The organism is Ruegeria sp. CG1 (assembly GCF_056537265.1).
The window spans coordinates 310,441-329,806 of the sequence record NZ_JBQFRF010000005.1 but is presented as its reverse complement, the minus strand read 5'-3'; the positions used below and the strand labels follow the sequence as shown (position 1 = coordinate 329,806).

Annotated in this window: 14 protein-coding genes; 7 read left to right on the top strand and 7 right to left on the bottom strand. The window is 57.9% G+C overall.

The window, feature by feature from the left end:
- The first annotated feature begins 4 nt into the window (after positions 1–4).
- Positions 5–2,791, top strand: coding sequence for a formate dehydrogenase subunit alpha (gene fdhF, locus ACR0AU_RS16455; RefSeq protein ID WP_170404492.1), 2,787 nt, complete (start codon positions 5–7; stop codon positions 2,789–2,791).
- 48 nt (positions 2,792–2,839) lie between these two features.
- On the opposite strand, the gene ACR0AU_RS16450 is transcribed toward fdhF, so the two are convergent.
- The 3 genes from ACR0AU_RS16450 to ACR0AU_RS16440 form a co-directional block, all read right to left on the bottom strand.
- Positions 2,840–6,922, bottom strand: a complete 4,083-nt coding sequence (locus ACR0AU_RS16450) for a translocation/assembly module TamB domain-containing protein (protein WP_480795962.1) — start codon at positions 6,920–6,922, stop codon at positions 2,840–2,842.
- On the bottom strand, positions 6,922–8,727 hold the full coding sequence (locus ACR0AU_RS16445) for an autotransporter assembly complex protein TamA (protein ID WP_170626495.1): 1,806 nt from the start codon (positions 8,725–8,727) through the stop codon (positions 6,922–6,924). The genes ACR0AU_RS16450 and ACR0AU_RS16445 overlap by 1 nt, the downstream gene beginning before the upstream one ends.
- A gap of 153 nt (positions 8,728–8,880) precedes the next feature.
- Complete coding sequence (locus ACR0AU_RS16440; RefSeq protein WP_480795961.1) at positions 8,881–10,104, bottom strand: urate hydroxylase PuuD; 1,224 nt, start codon at positions 10,102–10,104, stop codon at positions 8,881–8,883.
- A 95-nt stretch (positions 10,105–10,199) separates the two neighbouring features.
- On the opposite strand from ACR0AU_RS16440, the gene ACR0AU_RS16435 reads away from it, so the two are divergent.
- A complete protein-coding gene (locus tag ACR0AU_RS16435; protein WP_170424363.1) occupies positions 10,200–11,114 on the top strand; it encodes a LysR family transcriptional regulator in 915 nt (304 codons plus the stop codon).
- 2 nt (positions 11,115–11,116) lie between these two features.
- Here the strand turns inward: ACR0AU_RS16435 and uraH are convergent, their stop codons facing one another.
- Complete coding sequence (uraH, locus tag ACR0AU_RS16430) at positions 11,117–11,473, bottom strand: hydroxyisourate hydrolase (protein ID WP_170404478.1); 357 nt, start codon at positions 11,471–11,473, stop codon at positions 11,117–11,119.
- Between the two features lie 163 nt (positions 11,474–11,636).
- Here uraH and puuE point away from each other — a divergent pair, with 163 nt between their 5' ends.
- The 3 genes from puuE to ACR0AU_RS16415 all read left to right on the top strand — a co-directional run bounded on the left by puuE (position 11,637) and on the right by ACR0AU_RS16415 (position 15,032).
- A complete protein-coding gene (gene puuE, locus ACR0AU_RS16425; protein WP_480795960.1) occupies positions 11,637–13,055 on the top strand; it encodes an allantoinase PuuE in 1,419 nt (472 codons plus the stop codon).
- Positions 13,052–13,537: an ureidoglycolate lyase gene (locus ACR0AU_RS16420; protein WP_480795959.1), complete on the top strand. Its 486-nt coding sequence runs from the start codon at positions 13,052–13,054 to the stop codon at positions 13,535–13,537. Before puuE ends, ACR0AU_RS16420 begins: the two co-directional genes overlap by 4 nt.
- 67 nt (positions 13,538–13,604) lie before the next feature.
- On the top strand, positions 13,605–15,032 hold the full coding sequence (locus tag ACR0AU_RS16415) for a nucleobase:cation symporter-2 family protein (RefSeq protein WP_480795958.1): 1,428 nt from the start codon (positions 13,605–13,607) through the stop codon (positions 15,030–15,032).
- A 39-nt stretch (positions 15,033–15,071) separates the two neighbouring features.
- On the opposite strand, the gene ACR0AU_RS16410 is transcribed toward ACR0AU_RS16415, so the two are convergent.
- From ACR0AU_RS16410 to ACR0AU_RS16400, 3 genes are all read right to left on the bottom strand, one after another.
- Positions 15,072–16,061: a glyceraldehyde 3-phosphate dehydrogenase NAD-binding domain-containing protein gene (locus ACR0AU_RS16410; RefSeq protein ID WP_170397459.1), complete on the bottom strand. Its 990-nt coding sequence runs from the start codon at positions 16,059–16,061 to the stop codon at positions 15,072–15,074.
- 54 nt (positions 16,062–16,115) lie between these two features.
- A complete protein-coding gene (locus tag ACR0AU_RS16405) occupies positions 16,116–16,439 on the bottom strand; it encodes a hypothetical protein (RefSeq protein ID WP_170397457.1) in 324 nt (107 codons plus the stop codon).
- 102 nt (positions 16,440–16,541) lie between these two features.
- Positions 16,542–17,375 (bottom strand): bifunctional allantoicase/(S)-ureidoglycine aminohydrolase, encoded by an 834-nt coding sequence (locus ACR0AU_RS16400; protein ID WP_170397455.1) that lies wholly within the window; start codon positions 17,373–17,375, stop codon positions 16,542–16,544.
- Positions 17,376–17,551: 176 nt separating this feature from the next.
- Here ACR0AU_RS16400 and ACR0AU_RS16395 point away from each other — a divergent pair, with 176 nt between their 5' ends.
- The gene (locus ACR0AU_RS16395) at positions 17,552–17,908 is read left to right on the top strand and encodes a hypothetical protein (protein WP_170404458.1); all 357 of its coding nucleotides are present in this window, start codon (positions 17,552–17,554) and stop codon (positions 17,906–17,908) included.
- 222 nt (positions 17,909–18,130) lie between these two features.
- Entirely contained in the window at positions 18,131–19,366 is a 1,236-nt protein-coding gene (locus ACR0AU_RS16390; protein WP_480795957.1) for an acyl-CoA dehydrogenase family protein, read from the top strand.

The window sequence follows — 19,366 nt, the reverse complement described above, 5'->3', positions numbered from 1 at the left end:
AGCCATGCTTGATGCAAGCCCAAACAAGACCGTCACCTTCAACCTGAATGGCGAAGATGTCACCGTGCCCGAGGGCTGGACCATCTGGGAAGCCGCAAAGGGGCAGGGGTTCACTATCCCTCACCTGTGTCACAAGCCGCAACCCGGTTACAAACCCGACGGCAATTGCCGTGCCTGCATGGTCGAGGTAGAAGGCGAGCGCACGCTGGTCGCCTCGTGCATCCGTCCGGCAGCCGACGGCATGGTGGTTAAGACCGACAGCGACCGGGCCGAGAAATCGCGCGCGATGGTCATGGAGCTGTTGGTCGCGGATCAGCCTGAGGAAGCGCACGACACCTCCAGCCACTTCTGGGATATGGCCAAGCTGAACCATGTCAGCGACAGCCGTTTCCCGGCGAAAGAGGCCGAGAAAATCCCGCTGTTGGATGACAGCCACGTTGCGATGCGCGTCAATCTGGACGCCTGCATCAACTGCAACCTCTGCGTCCGGGCCTGCCGCGACGTGCAGGTCAACGACGTGATTGGTATGGCCGGTCGTGGCCACACAGCGCAGGTGGTGTTCGACCAGAACGACCCGATGGGTGCTTCGACCTGTGTGGCTTGTGGTGAATGCGTGCAGGCCTGCCCGACCGGTGCTTTGATGCCAGCAACCGTACTGGATGACCAGCAGCGAGGCGACAGCAAGGACTACGACTCGGAAACGGAAAGCGTCTGCCCGTTCTGCGGCGTGGGCTGTAAGGTTTCGCTCAAGGTCAAAGACGGTAAGGTGAAGTATGTCGAGGGCATCAACGGCCCTGCAAACGAAGGTCGTCTGTGCGTCAAAGGCCGCTTTGGCTTTGACTACATTCACCATCCGCATCGCCTGACCAAGCCGCTGATCCGTCGCGAGGATGCTCCAGCCAAGGGATTGAACGTCGATCCCGGCAACCTGGATACCCATTTCCGTGAAGCAACGTGGGAAGAGGCGATGGATTTGGCCGCGACCAAGCTGATAGACTTGCGCGACAAAGACCCGCGCAGCGTTGCGGGCTTCGGCTCGGCCAAGTGCACCAACGAAGAAGCCTATCTGTTCCAGAAGTTCATCCGTCAGGGCTTCCGCCACAACAACGTCGACCACTGCACCCGTCTGTGCCACGCGTCATCTGTTGCGGCCCTGATTGAGAATGTGGGCTCGGGTGCTGTGACGGCGACCTTCAACGAGATCGAAAACGCGGATGTGGCGATCATCATCGGGGCCAACCCGATTGAAAACCACCCTGTCGCTGCGACCTACTTCAAGCAGTTCACCAAACGTGGTGGCAAGCTGATAGTTATGGACCCGCGCGGCGTTGGGATGCGTAAGTTTGCTGATGAGATGCTTCAATTCCGTCCCGGTGCGGATGTTTCGATGCTGAACGCGATCATGAACGTGATCGTGGAAGAAGAGCTCTATGACAGCCAGTACATCCACCGCTGGACCGAGAACTGGGAAGCCGAGAAAGAACACCTGCGCCAGTTCACGCCTGAGGCTATGTCGCCGATCTGCGGCATCGAACCGGATCAGCTGCGCCGAGTGGCGCGCACCTTTGCACAAGCCAAGGCCGGTCTGATTTTCTGGGGTATGGGTGTCAGCCAGCACATCCACGGCACCGACAACTCGCGCTGCCTGATCTCGTTGGCTCTGATGACCGGCAATGTTGGTAAACCCGGTGCGGGTCTTCACCCGTTGCGCGGTCAGAACAACGTGCAAGGTGCCTCAGACGCGGGCCTGATCCCGATGTTCCTGCCGGACTATCAGTCCGTTACCGACGACGGCATTCGGGCCAAGTTCACCAACGTCTGGAATGACGACCGCGACTTCTCGAACGAGAAGGGGCTGACCGTCACCGAGATCATCGATCAGGCTTATGCGGGCAACATCAAGGGTATGTACATCCAGGGGGAAAACCCCGCCATGTCCGACCCCGATGTGAATCACGCGCGCGACGCACTGGCCAAGCTGGAACTGATGATCGTGCAGGATATCTTCCTGACCGAAACGGCGAACTATGCCGACATCATTCTGCCCGCCTCAGCGCTCTATGAGAAGAACGGCACCGTGTCGAACACCAACCGTCAGGTACAGCGGGTGCGGCCCGCCGTGACCCCTCCGGGTGAGGCGCGCGAGGATTGGAAGATCACCGTTGAGCTGGCGCAGCGGATCGGTTTGAACTGGGATTATTCCGATGTTTCTCAGGTCTTTGCTGAGATGAAGCTGACGATGAATTCGCTCGACAACATCACGTGGGAACGGCTTGAGACGGAGACGATCACTTACCCGTCACTGTCCGAGACAGACCCAGGTCAGGCGATTGTGTTCGGCGATGGTTTCCCACGTGCGGATGGTCGCGCCCGGTTCACGCCAGCCAGTGTCATCCCACCGGATGAGGCCCCGGATGATGAATATCCGATGATCGCCACCACTGGGCGCCAGCTGGAGCATTGGCATACGGGGTCGATGACGCGCCGGTCCAACGTTCTGGATGCCGTGGAACCAGAAGCGAACTGCTCGATGAACCCGCGTACATTGAAACTGATGGGGATTGAGCCGGGCGATATGATTCGTCTGACTACTCGCCGCGGTTCGATTGAAATCATGGTGCGGGCCGACCGGGCGATTGCCGAAGATATGGTGTTCATCCCGTTCGCCTATGTCGAGGCGGCGGCGAATATCCTGACCAACTCGGCCATCGATCCTTATGGCAAGATCCCCGAGTTCAAGTTCTCGGCAATTCGCGTCGAAAAGATCGCAGACGCCGTCGCGGCGGAATAGTCTTCAATCAACTGAAAAAAAGGCGGCCCTTTGGGGTCGCCTTATTTTTCAGTAGTCGCGTTCGAAAAAGATACCCAAGCCCGTCTCACCCCGGCCATCCACCGTGCCGCGAACCGTGAAGCTGTCGGTGACGTCGAGGTTCAAGTTCACCTCGGTGTCACCTTCGGTATTGACGGTGAAATCGGTGTAGAGATTGTCGCTTAGATATGCGCCCGCACCAAGGCTGCCCCCACCGCCCTCAGTCGCGCCAAGGTCGATAGTGTCCAGGCCCGTGGCCTCGCGCACCCCTTTGGTAGTATCCCCGCCGGCGCCGCTGAGTTGGGCCAATGAGGCCGCCATCTGCGCAATGACAAACGGTGACAGTTCTGAGAACCGGTTGCCGAACAAGAGCATTGCTAGCGCTTCCTCGGTCGGGCGTTCAGGATCTGAGAATACGTCGACCTCGGGTGAGTCCAGCGGCCCGGCGATCTCGATCGTTGCGGTGCCGTCCGAGGTGCTGGAGGACGATTCAAACTCGATATATGGCGTCAGGTCACCCTGCAGGGTGACCACACCCTTAGTCAGCGCAAGGCGGCGACCAAGGATATCGATATTACCGCGGATAAGCTCAATCTGGCCTGACGGCACAACAGAAGTTGTAGTTCCACCAATCTGTATGCGACCGCCCAGTTCCGCGTTCACGCCGCGTCCTCGGACAAAAACTGCCTTGGGTGCAAGCAATCCGATGTCGAGCGACATGCGCGAGTTGCTTTTAGTCTCATCCTCGGTTTCCACCAGATTGGCGCGTTCTCGCGTTACGAAACCGGCACGGCTTTCGTTTAGGTGTTGGATCGTCGGAATTGGTGCTGCGCCGACTGCTCCTGCGGCGGCTGCAAGATTGATGTTGGTTTCGCCAAAGTTTATCTGCCCGGCCAGCGAACTGTTACCGGCCAATGCCCCCGTCAGGGCGATCTGACCGTTCAATGTGGTCTCATAGAGCAGCTTGTCTGTCAGCACGAGATTGTTGAGCGCTGTGGTTATCTGGGCGTTGAAGGGTGGCTTCAGATCAATCGGGCCGTTGACGGTAAACCCTCCGCCCGCTCGTAACCCACCCTGCAGTGCAATCGTGGCGCGGCTTTGCGCGATGTTTACGGAACCCCCGATGCCAGTGATTGTCTGTCCCACATCGGGCAAGGCCATCGACGCGCCGGATGTTGAAATCGTTCCGCTAAGCGCATCCAGCGCAGGTGCCCCTTTCAGGGCCAGATCGAACCGGGCAGTACCGGCCAGATTGTTGGGGGAGATAAATGCATTGGCGATACCGATGTTGACACCGCCCTGCATCTTCAGGTCCGCTTCGCCGCTGGTTTCGTTAAAGGTCCCGGCAACCGTTGTATTGATATCGGCGGGGCCATTAGCCTTTGCGTCGATGGTCCACATCCCGGCGTCGCGGCGGGCGGTACCACTGGCGGCGACGGTTCCGGGGAAATCGGGCACAAAACGTTCGACCCGATTCAGGCGGGCGTCAAAATTTAGATCCGCGGTGCCACCAGTTTCTACGGTTCCGGTTAAATTGGCGTACGAGCTATCAGGTCCCTGCAGGCGCGCATTGCCTTCCAAACCGGACCCTGTCGGGGCGACGTTGCCATCCAGCGTGAGCGGCCCGGACAATGTCGAAGATAGACGGCCGATGTCGTCCAGCATGGCCGAGAAATCGAGGCCACCGGCCTCCCGATCCAATCGGCCCGATGCATCTGCGGTCAGCGCGGTTCCGTTCAGACTGAAAGTGCGGATGTTCAGCCCCTGATCATCGTTGGCGGCATCCACGTTCAGTGTGGTTCGTCCCTGTACCAACGCATCTACGGCTTGGATACCCGTGGCAAGGTCGTCTGCGCTCAGGTTGCCTTTGATATCAAAGGCCTTGCTGCTTTGCGCGGCCCGACCGGTGACGTCGGCATCAATCGACCCGGCCAGATCAAGCCCGGCGAGGCCGGAGAACAAAGACAGGTCGGGGGCGTTCAGCTTGGCGCTTCCATCCACCGCGATGTTTCCGGTGGGGTCATCGATGGTTGCGCCTACCTCAGCAGTAATAGCAGCACTTTTGACCGTGGCGTTTCGAATAACGATTTGGTTGCCCGAATGCGCACCGTCCAGATTGATTGATGTCCGGCCTTTCAACAGCGGGTCGAACTCGCTCATCCCGGTTTCGATATTTGTTCCGATCACGCTGGCTTGGCCGTCGAATTCCAACGTCTGTACGGTGCCTTTGCCATCCAGCCGGGCCTGTAATGCGCCCGCCAGATCACGCTGTGCGATGCCTGAGAACACCGCCAGATTTGGGGCGTTCACGCTGGCCTGACCGTCAATTGTCAGATTGCCATTTGGCGTCGTGACCGTGCCGCTGGCCTGCGCTGTCAGAGCGTCGCCATTCACGGTGAAATCGCGAATTGTTACCCCGTCGGTGTCGCGTTTGGCATCCAGAACGATTTCGGTTTCACCCGTGATCATTGGATCAATATCGTCACGCCCGGTCACCAGATCACGCCCATTCACCGTGACCTTGCCGTCAAAGCTGCGTTCCAGTGGCGAGCCCTTTCCAGCCACCTGGACCGAAGCCTCGCCACCAAGCTGAAGCTGTGCCAGGTCCGAGAACCGCGACAGGTCGGTCGCCTGCAGCAGTGCCGTGCCATCAACCTGCAACCCGGTCGCAAGCCCGCTGATCAACGCATCAGCGTCTAGGGTATAGTCGCTGCCGACCAGTTCGACCCCGGACAATTGCAATGTCTGGTCGCTGCCGTACTCGAACTGTCCATCCAGTGTGATCTGATTTCCGACGGCGGCATTCAGTGCGACATCTGTCAGATCAATGCCATCGAGCACAGCCTGCAGATCGCCATCGACCGACAGCCCGCTGGATTGATCTAGCGTGCCTTGCCCGCTGATCCGTGCATGATCGAGGTTCAGGTTGGGGGTTTCAATCTTGTTGGTCGTCAGGCTCAGGTCCCAGAGATTGCCATTCTCGGTATTGTACAAGGCCGAAATCTGCGCCGCGCCGATTGACGTATCGCCGCCGCTAACGGGCAGGACGACCTTGTCACCTTCCGGCGGCGTGATACGACCTTGCAGGGCGACCAGTTTCAAAACACCGCCCGAAGCAAGGCTGAGTTCGCTTTTGAGGTCCAGTGCTTCCGAGGTAATCTCGATATCCGATACATCCAGCGCCCCGTCAGAATGGGTGCGCCCATCTACGAACAGCCGTGTGTCGGTACCGAAGAACGTGTCCATCTCTTCGGCCAGAAACGGCGTCAGGTCGCCTCCGACATCGGCAGTAAACGCGATTCCATCGGAGGCGTTGTCACTCTCTTCGGCTGTGCGCAGTCGTACCTGACCGGACACGCGAAGCTGCTGATCGCTGCTTAGACCGATATCAGCATTAAAATCCGTTATCGGCCCCGAGCCTTTTGCAGTCAGCTCGAGCGGCGGGGCATCGGGGATGGACAGGGCCGTTGCGATCAGACCGCCTGAGGCTTCGGCTACGGTCAAGTCCAGATCGATCTGGCGGCTGTCGTTCTGAAAGCCTGCTTTCAGATCAATCGTGTCCCCGGCGCGGTCCAGTCGGTCGATATCCAGCGTAGTATCCAGTGTTCCATCAGCCAGCGATAGGTTGCCGTTCACGGCAAGCTCGGCAGCGATGCCGATCAGCGGCTCACCTAAAGACAGGTCATCGACGCGCAGCTCTCCGATTTCGATCGAAACCGGAAGCTCAGGTAGTTGGAAGGGTTGGGTTTCGGCTGAAGGGGGCGGTGCGTCCTTTGTTGTTGTACCGGGTGCGCGGGCGATATCGATTTCCTGCGCCGATAGTGTGTTGACCGAGAACCGACCGCGCAGCAGTGCCAATCGGTTCCAGTCCAATTCAGCGTTTTTAATGGTGAGCCAGACGCCGTCGTCATCGGCGACTGTGATTTCCTGAATCGTCGCACGCGAACTTAAGGCACCTTCAAGGCCGATCACCCGCACATTCTGATCATCACCGGACAGGGTATCTTGCAGAAACTGCTCGATCATGCTGCCGCCCTCGTCCTGAGCGGTCGCCGCGATGGGAACGGTGATCGCTGCTGAACTTAGCAACAAGGGATATACAACGCGACGCATCAAAAGGCCTGCCCGATCCCGAGGTAGAATTGCAGCCCGTCACCCGTATCGCCCTGAACCGGCACCGCAAGGTCAAAGCGCAAGGGCCCGAAGCCGCCCAGATCATAACGGATTCCAAGGCCCGCGCCAGAATGCTCTTCCGCGCCGCTGCCGATGAATGAGGACGTGTCGACCACACCGTAGTCATAAAACCCAACCAACGAGATTGCGTCAGTGACTTTGCCTCGGACCTCGGCTGAGAGCCCCAGAAAGGATTTGCCACCGGCGACACCATCCCCGACGGGGATACCTAGGCTTTCAAATGGCTGACCCCGTACTGTACCGGCACCACCCGAGAAGAACAGGAAATCTGGAGTCACACCATCTGCCGGAGGTCCGAGGACCGATCCCAACTGCACCCGGCCTGCCAACACCAGCCGACCGGCGGTGCCCAGATCGTTATAGGCGCGACCGTCAAAGAACATTCTCAGGCCGGTATCCGACCCGGAGAAACCGACAAAGGGCATGACTTGCGAGTCTAGATAATAACCGCGCGTCGCGCTGACCTTGCTGTCGCGTTCATCCCATTCTGACCGGAACGGAAGAATGAAGTATCGAAACTTGCGCCCATCGCCATAGGCGTCATCTGCGTCCGACCATTGGAAACCTGCCGAGGCTTCGGCGTAGAGGCGGTCAGAGAATGTGCGGCGTGCACCATAGGCAAGCGAGGCGACGGTGACGTTGTAGTTTTCGGTATTGCGCCGCTCCAACAGCGCGCTCCAGAATGTATTGTCGTCAGGGCCCAGACGATCAGGTTGATCCAGCCGCAGACCAATGCGTCCATCGATATCCTCGGCACCGCCGATATTGCGGATTGCCGCCTCGAACCGCAGCCTTTCGGCTCGCCGGAAAACGTTTCGATGGGTCCACGTAGCTGTAAGATCAACCCCGTCGCGCGAGGCAATCTCGGCCCCAAAGGTCAGGCGGCGCGGTGGCAGGTCTTCAAACGTCGCGTCGAAATCAAGCGTGCCATCCGGGTTGGGTTCTTCATGTTCCTTGAGCGAAACCGTAGCGAATGTGCCGGTGCGCCGCAGGCGGGTGCCAACCTTTTGGACCTGTTCAGGCGAATAAACCTCACCCGACGGGAAGCCTGCGACTTTCTCGATCGATCGATGGCGGACATTTGTATCGCCCTGAATGATCATTTTGCCGAACCGCAACCTTGGCCCCGGAGCCAGATCAATTGTCGCGTCCAGCCGTGCCTGCGCATGGCGCGCTATTACTTTCTGATCTTCCACTTCCGCCTTGGCATGGCCTGTATCGCGCCAGCCCTGCACCCCGGCCGAAGCCGCCTGTTGGATCGCTCCGGTGGTCGCGGTCTTACCCGTGGCGAACTCTTCGGGCAGTTCCGTGCCCGGTGCCAGCGGTTGCACGACAGCCGTTCCGAACTTGAACTTCCGCCCTGGTGTGACAAGGATAGTCGCCCGTTTGAATTGGGCTGGAACGTTCAGCGAATTGATTTTGGCGGCTTCCTGCCCGTCAAGCTTGATGCTGACGACGGGGCTGAAATAGCCTTCGTCGTACATGATCTGAACGATGGTGCGGTAGTCGGACAAAGCTGCCGACAGTATTTCCAGTGACGTATCAAGACCACGCGATTCCGAGGTGAAGATGGATGAAGTCTCTTCCAAGCGGTCGACCAGATCTTCAGATGCACCAGGGGCGGATAGGGTCGTTTCTAGCGCGGTAGCAAGATTGGGGGACAAGGCCACAAACGCACCAAAAAGCCAGCCTCTCAGATCGCTGCGCGGTCTGCTCCCTGTCATTGTCTGGCTCCAACTGCCCCAAGTCGAAATCGCTATGGCCGCGAAACAAAACGAATGCGGCGTGTTGAATTCATTTAGAGCATCTGACGGCGCTTAGGGGAAGAACTAAACAAAGTTCAGGTGTTTTTATTGGCAAACTCGTGTGCCAATCCGCTACAGACCGGCATTTCGGAACCAGCGAACAATCGCATCCCGGTCTTCAGGTTCCATATAGGTCACGTTCGCGGGAGGCATGGCATGTGTGACGCCGGATTGCAGATAAATCTGCTGCGCGTTCTGAGCAATGTCAGCTTTTGTTTCCAGCAGGACACCTTTGGGTGCCCACAGGATGCCTTCCCAGACAGGCTCGCGCGCGTGGCACATAGAACAGCGACCCAGAACTATGTCCTGTGCTTCTTCAAAGCCATCCGCTGATGCAAATTTCTGTTCGTAGGGAGTTAGTTGCCGTGCTTCGGCCTCTTCCAACGGGTCGTTCATCGAAGCGGTCGACAACCACATGATGGTCATGAACAGCAAAGCCGTTACCAACCAGGTCCAGGTTGGGTTTCCAGCGCGCGCATGGCGGGTGTTGAAATAGTGCCGGATCGTGACACCCATCAGGAAGACCAGCGCGGCGATGATCCAATTGTACTCGGTCGCAAAAGCCAGCGGATAGTGGTTCGACAACATCAGAAACACGACCGGCAATGTCAGATAGTTGTTGTGGGTCGAACGCAGCTTGGCGATCTTGCCGTATTTCGGATCAGGTGTGCGCCCGTTCTTTAGATCGTCCACCACAATGCGCTGGTTTGGCATGATGATGAAAAACACATTTGCGGTCATGATTGTGGCCGTGAAGGCCCCCAGATGCAGCATCATCGCGCGACCGGTGAATATCTGGTTATAACCCCAGCCCATAATCACCAGCAGCACGAACAGAAGAACCATCAGCAATGTCGGACGCTCGCCCAATCCCGACTTGCAAAGAAAATCGTAGACCAGCCAACCGACAGTCAGCGAGGCAGCCGAGATCAATATGCCTTGCCATAGCGCCAGATCCGCCTTTTGGGCATCGATCAGATAGAGCTCTCCGCCTACCCAGTAGACGATCATCAGTAGCGCGGCACCGCTGAGCCATGTGGCGTAGCTTTCCCATTTAAACCAGGTCAGGTGGTCGGGCATACGCTCCGGAGCGACGAGATATTTCTGGATGTGATAGAATCCTCCGCCATGGACTTGCCATTCCTCGCCGTCCGCCGGTCCGGGGATATCGCGGTTCAAACCAAGATCCAGCGCGATGAAGTAGAAGGATGATCCGATCCAGGCAATCGCGGTGATAACGTGCAACCAGCGCACGCCAAAACCAATCCAATCCCAGAACACGGCGAATTCGTACATGCTTATGTCTCCGATTGCGTTGCGCCACACTAGGCAAACGGGCTTTTCTTCGGTATTCCCGTATATTGTCAAACTGTATCAAAAAAAACGATAAGATGTCCTATCTCGACAACATTCGAACCTTTGTCCGGGTCTATGACTTGGGCAGCATGTCAGCCGCCGGGCGGGATATGAGAATTTCACCTGCGGTGACGTCGGCGCGAATTTCGCAGTTGGAGGATCATCTGGGAGTACGCCTGTTTCAGCGCACAACCCGGAACCTGACACCAACGGAACAGGGACGGGCGTTCTACCCCGGCGCGGTTGCGGTTCTGGATGCAGTTGATGAGGCAGAGGCCCAGGTCACGCATCTGACCGAAGCCCCCCGCGGGTCTCTGTTTGTTGCTGCGCCCTTGGGCGTCGGGCGCCGGTTATTGGCGCCTCATGTGCCTGATTTTCTGTCAGAATACCCTGAGATTGATGTGCGTCTAAGACTGACAGACCGCTCGGTTGATCTGACCACTGAAGGCTTGGATCTGGCTTTTTTCATCGGTCAGCCCGAAGACAGTACATTGCGCATTCGCAAGATTGCGGATTGCCAGCGTGTGCTATGTGCAGCCCCTGATTACGTGCGCCGATGTGGGATGCCAGAAGCTGGATCCGATCTGATTTCAGGCAAGCATGAATGCTTGAACCTGCGCTTCCCCGGCGCGGCAGAGTTTCAGTGGATGCTGGAAACACCCGATGGCCCGAAACGATTTGCTGTCTCGGGCAGGTATGAATGTGACGATGGTGATGTTTTGACCGATTGGGCGCTGTCCGGGCAAGGTATTGCCATGAAACCCGTTTTTGAGGTGTCAGAGCACTTGAAGGCGGGGAGGCTGATCCCGGTGGCGATGAAGACGCCTCCGGTTCCCGTGCAAATGGCCTGCCTGTATACGCATCGCCGCCATCAGGACCCGAAGGCGCGGCTGTTTATGGATTTCATGATTGACCGGATCGGCAAAGTGGTTCGAAGCGCCGAAGTCTAGGGCTAGCTGCCCCGGTAGGTCGAGTAGCCGTAGGGGGACAACAGCAGCGGAACGTGGTAGTGCGCGTCCGCATCGGACATGCCAAAGCGGATCGGCACCTGATCCAGAAACAGAGGATCATCGCCATCCTGACCCGTCGCGCGCAGGTAATCTCCGGCGAAGAATATCAGCTCATAAGTGCCGGTTTTAAAGTCGTCCTGCGGTAAGATCGGGCTATTGGTTCGGCCATCCGCGTTGGTTTCCATCTCGACCAGTTTACGGTGCGAGTTCCCTGACACTTTGTAGAGCGCGATTTTCAACCCCTCAGCGGGGCAGCCGCGCGCCGTGTCGAGAACGTGGGTTGTCAGATAGCCAGCCAAGGGTCTCTCCTATGTGTTTCTTTTGGTGTGCCACAGTCTGGGCCAAACCGCAAAATGGTTGAAATGCCGAAAGAAGTGGAAACAGTGTTCGGATTGATTTGATAATCAATAGACCGTTTCTGCGGTAAAGCTGTCAAAACACCTAATCGGACTGGAAGACCCTATGCAGCCGCCTCGTTACCCCCGCGATATGATCGGATACGGAGCCAACCCACCTGACGCCGCATGGCCTGGCGGGGCGAAACTGGCTGTGCAGATTGTGTTGAACTACGAAGAAGGTGGAGAAAACTGTGTTCTGCACGGGGACGCTGCGTCCGAGGCCTTCTTGTCCGAGATCGTTGGGGCGGCGCAGTGGCCGGGCCAGCGTCATTGGAACATGGAATCGATCTATGAATACGGCTCGCGGTCGGGGTTCTGGCGCCTGCATCGCTTGATGAAAGACCTACCGATCACCGTTTATGGTGTGGCTACCGCGTTAGCGCGTTCGCCAGATCAGGTTGCGGCGATGAAATCGGCAGGGTGGGAGATTGCCAGCCATGGCCTGAAATGGGTCGAGCACAAGGATATGCCTGAGGCAGAAGAACGGGCCCAGATCGCCGAAGCGATCCGTCTGCATGCCGAAGTCGTAGGGGATCGCCCGCGCGGCTGGTACACTGGGCGCTGTTCGGACAACACCGTGCGTCTGGTCGCCGAGGAAGGTGGCTTTGCTTATGTTGCCGATACCTATGCAGACGATCTACCCTACTGGATGCAAACCGGTGGTCGGGATCAGTTGATTGTTCCCTACACGCTGGATTGCAACGACATGCGCTTTGCGACGCCACAGGGGTTCAACGCCGGGGATCAGTTCTATTCATATCTGAAAGACAGTTTCGACGCGCTTTATGCGGAAGGCGAAGCTGGCGCATCCAAGATGCTGTCGATCGGCCTGCACTGCCGCCTGATCGGGCGTCCGGGGCGGGTTATGGCGCTGAAACGGTTTCTGGATTACGCGCGCGGGTTCTCGGATGTGTGGTTCGCAACGCGTTTGCAGATTGCGGAGCATTGGGCCGAAAAGCACCCGGCGGCTGAGCGTCCACAACCCTCGCAGATGGGCCGCGATGAATTTGTTTCTGCATATGGTGGTATCTTCGAGCACTCGGCGTGGATCGCCGAGCGTGCCTATGAACTGGAATTGGGCGCGGCGCATGACACTGCGGGTGGATTGCACAATGCTCTATCACGGATATTCCGGTCCGCCTCGGATGAGGAACGACTGGGTGTTTTGACAGCGCACCCTGATCTGGCGGGTAAACTGGCGCAGGCCAAGCGGCTGACACAGGAAAGCACGTCCGAGCAAGCCTCGGCAGGGCTTGATGCGCTGACGGATGAAGAACGGTCTACCTTCAACGAATTGAACCAGCGTTATACCGACAAATTCGGCTTCCCGTTCATCATTGCCGTGCGGGACCACAACAAAGCCTCGATCCTAAGCGCATTCGAACGGCGCACCGAACAGGATCGCGAAACCGAGTTCGCCGAGGCCTGCCGACAGGTCGAGCGGATTGCCGAGTTCCGCTTGCGCGATGTGCTGCCCTCATGACTCGGATTGTCGCTGAACTGATCTCGGCTGAGGCTTTCGCGCCGTTTGGTGATCTGATCGATATCTCAGGTGAGCCCGACAAGATCATCAATCAGGGCCAGTGCGGGCGGTATCATGATCGGGCGAGGCTGGATTTCGGTGACGCCCGTGCGGGTATCAGCCTGTTTAACGCCAACCCCCGCGAACTGCCTTATCAGCTGGAGATGGTTGAGCGTCATCCCGATGGCAGCCAGGCGTTCATTCCGATGACCCATCAGCCCTTTCTGGTGATCGTCGCCCCGGATGAGGGAGGGCAACCGGGGCAGCCTCGGGCGTTCATTACACAGCCCGGACAGGCGGTGAACTATCACCGAGGAACATGGCACGGGGTTCTGACACCGTTGCATGCGCCCGGCCTGTTCGCCGTGGTTGATCGGATCGGAGACGGCCCGAATTTGGAGGAACACTGGTTCAGCTCACCGTACGAGGTGGTCGATCGCTGAAACCAGAACCAAAACCGCCAGAGAAGCGGTAAGAACCCCATTGGATCTTAGGGAGGACAATGAGATCATGGCTGAAACTTCGATAGGGACGCCCGAACAGCTTCGGGACCCGAACTACACCCCTGCTTTGCACAAGGCGATACCGCTGGGCATTCAGCACGTTCTGGCGATGTTCGTCTCGAACGTAACACCGGCCATCATCGTGGCGGGCGCTGCCGGGTTTGGATTTGGGTCGAACTCCCCGGATTTTCCCGAACTGCTTTATTTGATCCAGATGTCGATGCTGTTCGCGGGGCTGGCGACCTTGCTGCAAACCGTCACACTGGGCCCGGTTGGGGCTGCGTTGCCGATTGTGCAGGGAACGAGTTTTGCGTTTTTGCCCATCATGATCCCTCTGGTCGCCGGAAAAGGCGTGGATGCCTTAGGGGCGCTGTTTTGCGGCGTCCTGGTTGGCGGCCTGTTTCACGCCTTTCTTGGTCTCTTCATCGGCAAGATACGGTTTGCGCTGCCGCCGCTGGTCACTGGATTGGTTGTCACAATGATCGGTCTGGCGCTGGTCAAGGTGGGCATCCAATATGCAGCCGGGGGTGTGCCTGCGATCGGCACCCCGGAATACGGATCGCTGCTCAACTGGTCGGCAGCTTTGGTTGTGGTTGTTGTGACACTTGGCCTCAAGTTCTTTGCGCGCGGCATGCTGTCGGTGTCTGCCGTACTGGTCGGATTGGCCATCGGCTACGTCTATGCTCTGATGGTTGGCATGGTGACGTTCGAGGCCATTGGCACAAGCTGGTCACGCGCCTCAGCCTTTGCTCTGCCCGTGCCGTTCAAATATGGGTTTGAGTTCTCGCTGGCTGCTGTGATCGGGTTCTGTCTGATGTCTTTCGTCTCGGCCATCGAGACCGTCGGTGACGTATCGGGTATCACCAAGGGGGGTGCGGGTCGCGAAGCAACCGACAAGGAAATCGCTGGTGCCACCTATGCAGATGGTTTCGGTACCGCCGTTGCCGGTATGTTCGGCGGTTTTCCCAACACGTCGTTCAGCCAGAATGTCGGCTTGATTGCGATGACGGGCGTCATGAGCCGCCATGTGGTGACCTGTGGTGCCATCTTCCTGATCCTGTGCGGCCTCGTGCCAAAGGTCGGTGCGATTATCCGCACCGTACCCATCGAAGTGCTGGGCGGTGGTGTGATCGTTATGTTCGGTATGGTGGTCGCAGCTGGTATCTCAATGCTGTCCGACGTGGATTGGAACCGCCGCAACATGGTGATCTTTGCGATTTCACTGTCGATCGGTCTGGGGTTGCAGCTAGAGCCTGGCGCAGTTCAGCACCTGCCGGATACTTTGCGTATTCTGATGACCAGCGGCCTGCTGCCCGCAGCACTGATCGCCATCGTGCTGAACCTGGTCCTGCCAGAAGAACTGGCCGAAGAATCAACCGAAGAGGTTTCTGGTGGAATGGCCGGGCACGGGGCGGGTAGCCTACCTCACGATTGAAGTCTTGAAGTAATCCGCAGCGTGCTTCAGCGCTGCGGATTACCCGGCGTTTGCCATCAGGCGCGCGACATCCAGCATGCGGGCTGAAAACCCCCATTCATTGTCGTACCAGCCAAAGACCCTGATCTGCCTCTCTCCAATCATGCGCGTCTCGGGCCCCGCCACCACCAGTGACTCAGGGCGGGACCGCAAATCAGATGACACCAAGGGCAGATCGGTCCATCCCAGCACGGCAGAAGCTGCGACCGCGTCGCGAAAGGCTTGGTCGAACTGCTCAGCGCTCATGCCACGTTCAAGCGTGGCGACAAGATCAACGGCAGATACGCTGGCCGTCGGAACACGCACCGCGGCCCCCGACACACGACCGGCCAGGTCTGGCAAGACGATATCAATCAAATGCGTCGCGCTCGAGGTCGTGGGCACCATCGACAATGCCCCGGCGCGCGATCGGGCCAAATCCCCGCGTGGCGCATCGACCATCGGCTGGCTGTTTGTATAGCAGTGGATGGTGGTCATGTGCCCGGACACAAGCCCGCCGATTTCATCAATCAGCTTGACGAGCGGTGCCAGACCATTGGTGGTGCAGGATGCATTTGAAACGATCCGTGCGCTGCCCAATTGATCTTCGTTTGCCCCCAGCACCAGTGTGACTTCGGCAGCGGGTGACGGACCGGAAATCAACACTTTATCCGCCCCAGCAGTCAAGCCCCGGCTGGCCACGTCGGATGTTCGCGCGATGCCGGTGCAATCGAGCATGACATCGACGCCGGACAGATCGACCTGTGCCAAATCGGCGCTGTGAGACATCAGGATAACGCGGCCATCGATATTCAGTGCTTCACCTTCGGTCGTGACCGAACCCTGATAGGGGCCAAACGTGCTGTCATATTTGAACAGGTATGCGCATGTTTCCAGCGGTGCGATATCGTTGATCAGCACTAGTTCTACATCCGAATGCTGCGGCAGGCTTAAGACCTGACGCAGAATGGTGCGGCCGATACGGCCGAATCCGTTGATCGCGAGTTTCATGCGCAAGCTATGGCAGGCAGATCAGGCGATCTCAATCAAAGTATTGTACCAATTTCAGTTGCAGCTGACCTGCGAAAAGAACTGGCCCGAAATGTTCTGATACATGCTGGAATAGATCGCCTTGCAGCCAGTCGCCTTCTGTATCGCGGCCATTGCCTGGATGGTGCGAAGACGTGGCGGCGGGCCAAAGGGGTTCAGATTGTTATTATCCCGCGTCGCCCGATAAACCACAGGCGCGTCCGAGACCTGCGTCACCGCCCATGTGCGGCTCATGACGAAAACGGATTTGGTTTCTTCCTTGGCTGCGACCGGGGCGGCGTTGAACGCCGAAAGGCCAAGGGTGGCAACCAGTGCAATCATCGTACCGCGCAGTAACATCGAACAATCTCCAGTGCTGAAAACTCATTTGATTTCATCAGATTCCAGCGATTCTGTGAACCCCTTTACCAGAACTTGACCCGGTAAAGCCCCGATCGTCAGCTACCTAGACGGTACAGACAACGGCATGTGCCTATTCACATCCTTGTACAACAGATAGCGAAACCGTCCCGGTCCGCCTGCGTAACAGGCCTGCGGGCAGAAAGCGCGCAGCCACATGTAGTCACCGGCCTCGACCTCGACCCAATCCTGATTGAGCCGGTAAACGGCCTTGCCCTCAAGCACATAAAGGCCGTGTTCCATCACATGGGTTTCGGCAAAGGGAATCACGCCACCAGGTTCGAAATTGACGATGTTGACATGCATGTCGTGACGCAGGTCCTGCGGATCGGTGAAGCGGGTGGTAGACCAGCGGCCTTCGGTGCCGGGCATTTCGTTGGGTACCACGTCGCGTTCATTGGTGATGATCGGGTCAGGGGCGGGCAGGCCGGGCACTGCATCATAAGCCTTGCGCACCCAATGGAACCGGGCAACTGAATCGCCATGGTTGTGCAGCGTCCAGTCGCTGCCCGGGGGGATATAGGCATATCCACCGATCTCAAGAACATGATCCGCTTCGTTTAGGGTCAGCGTGACGCTGCCCTCGACCACGAAGATTACCCCTTGCGCATTTGGATCGGTTTCGGGCGTATCGCTGCCACCACCGGGCTGCACCTCCATTATGTATTGCGAGAATGTCTCGGCAAAACCACTCAAAGGCCGGGATAAGACCCAAAGACGTGTATTCTCCCAGAAAGGCAGAAAGCTGGTGACGATGTCGCGCATCGTGCCCTTGGGGATTACCGCATAGGCATCGGTGAACATGGCACGGTCGGTCAACAGTTGCTCTTGCCCCGGATGTCCGCCTGTCGGTGCATAATATTTAGGATGTGTCATCAAATGCCTCTGCTTCGTCTGGGCACAATATGAGGCGATCTCACGGGCGGACCTAGCGCCCGCCTTGCGAAAGGTTTGTTCGGGATAATTTGAAGGTGGCCAAGTGGGGCTTGGCCGCACACGCATAGAGGTATATCTATGGACGTGAAAGTCATTCAAATCGGCGAGGCCCTTTGATGAAAGCCTTTGTTTACACAGCGCTGGTTGCTGCACTTTTTCTAGGGGTGGGTGGAATAGCACAGGCTAAACCACTTTCCCGAATCATCGCGGAAATGGGGTTGAGCCCCGCTGACTTTGAGGTGTTGAACGACACCTCAAACGCGTTGCTGTCGACGGGCACTCCATCCGTGGGGCAGGAGAGGGCTTGGCTCAATCAGGACACCGGCTCGAAGGGGACAATCCGCGTGCAAAGCGTTCAGGGCAATTGTGTTATACTTCAGCACTTTGTGCAGCCTGAAGGTGCTGCACAGGCCCGCGATATCAGAACGCGCCGCTGCAAGACCGCTGATGGGAACTGGATCCTGACACCTTAAAGGCCGTTGCCTTGGCCAGCACCCGAACTAGCACAGCTGCACCCTTGTGATTTGCTCTAGCTAATTTTACCGCAGGCCCCCTGCTGGGCATCGCATTGATGCTGGACCGGGCTCAATTTGCGTGAATGACGTTCCGTCACTTAGCTGGACACGCTCATGGCCACTAAGCCATCCTCGGACCAAAGCCAAAGACCCGCATTGCGCCACAGGGAAGGAATAGACATGACCATGACTTTCGGATTGCGTGAGGAAAACCGCGCCCTGTTACAGCGGGTGAGAGATATGATTCACGACGAGGTCATGCCGCTTGAAGATGAGTATCAGGCAGAAATCAATAAAGGCGATCGTTGGAAATATACCGCGCGACAGGCCGAGATTCTCGAGGGGCTGAAAGCCAAGGCCAAGGCGGCGGGGCTTTGGAACTTCTGGCTGACAGACAGCGACAAAGGTTTTGGCCTCAGTACAGTTGAATACGCCTATTTCGCCGAGGAGATGGGCAAGACGCCCTTGGGGGCCGAAGTTTTCAACTGCTCCGCGCCCGATACAGGGAATATGGAGGTGTTTGAACGCTACGGGTCAGGCGCGATGAAAGAGCAGTGGCTGAAGCCTTTGCTCGACGGGCAGATTCGCTCGGCTTATCTGATGACCGAACCCGATGTGGCCTCATCAGATGCCGCCAACATTTCGATGTCCTGCGTGAGGGACGGGGCCGAATATGTTCTGAACGGCGAGAAATGGTGGTCGTCTGGGGCGGGCGATCCGCGTTGCAGGGTCTATATCGTGATGGTCAAAACCGGCGGGGACGATCTGCCAAAGCACCAGCGCCAGTCGATGATCGTGGTCCCAGCAGACGCGCCCGGGATCGAAGTGCTGCGCCCGATGGAGGTCTATGGCCACGACGATGCGCCCCATGGACACATGCACATCCGTTTCACAGAAGTCCGGGTCCCAGCCGAAAACATTCTACTGGGTGAAGGGCGCGGGTTCGAGATTGCGCAAGGTCGCTTGGGGCCGGGCCGTATTCACCATTGCATGCGCGCGATTGGTCAGGCCGAGTCTGCGCTGGAGCAGATGTGCAAGCGTTCACTACAGCGCCAGGCGTTTGGGAAGAAACTGGCGCAGCTGGGGGCAAACTACGACATCATCGCCGAATGTCGGATGGAGATCGAAATGGCCCGTTTGCTGTGCCTCAAGGCCGCCTGGTACATGGATCAGGGCGATGCAAGGGCGGCGGCCCCATGGATCAGCCAGATCAAGGTCGTTGCCCCCAAGGTCGCGCTGAAGGTGATCGATGAGGCCGTGCAAATGTTCGGCGCACAGGGGATCAGTCAGGATACGCCCTTGGCAAATGCATGGACCCATGTGCGTACGCTGCGCCTGGCGGATGGTCCTGACGCCGTGCATCGCCGTCAGGTCGCGCGTGCCGAGTTGAAGAAATACACGCAGGAAAAAGTCTGA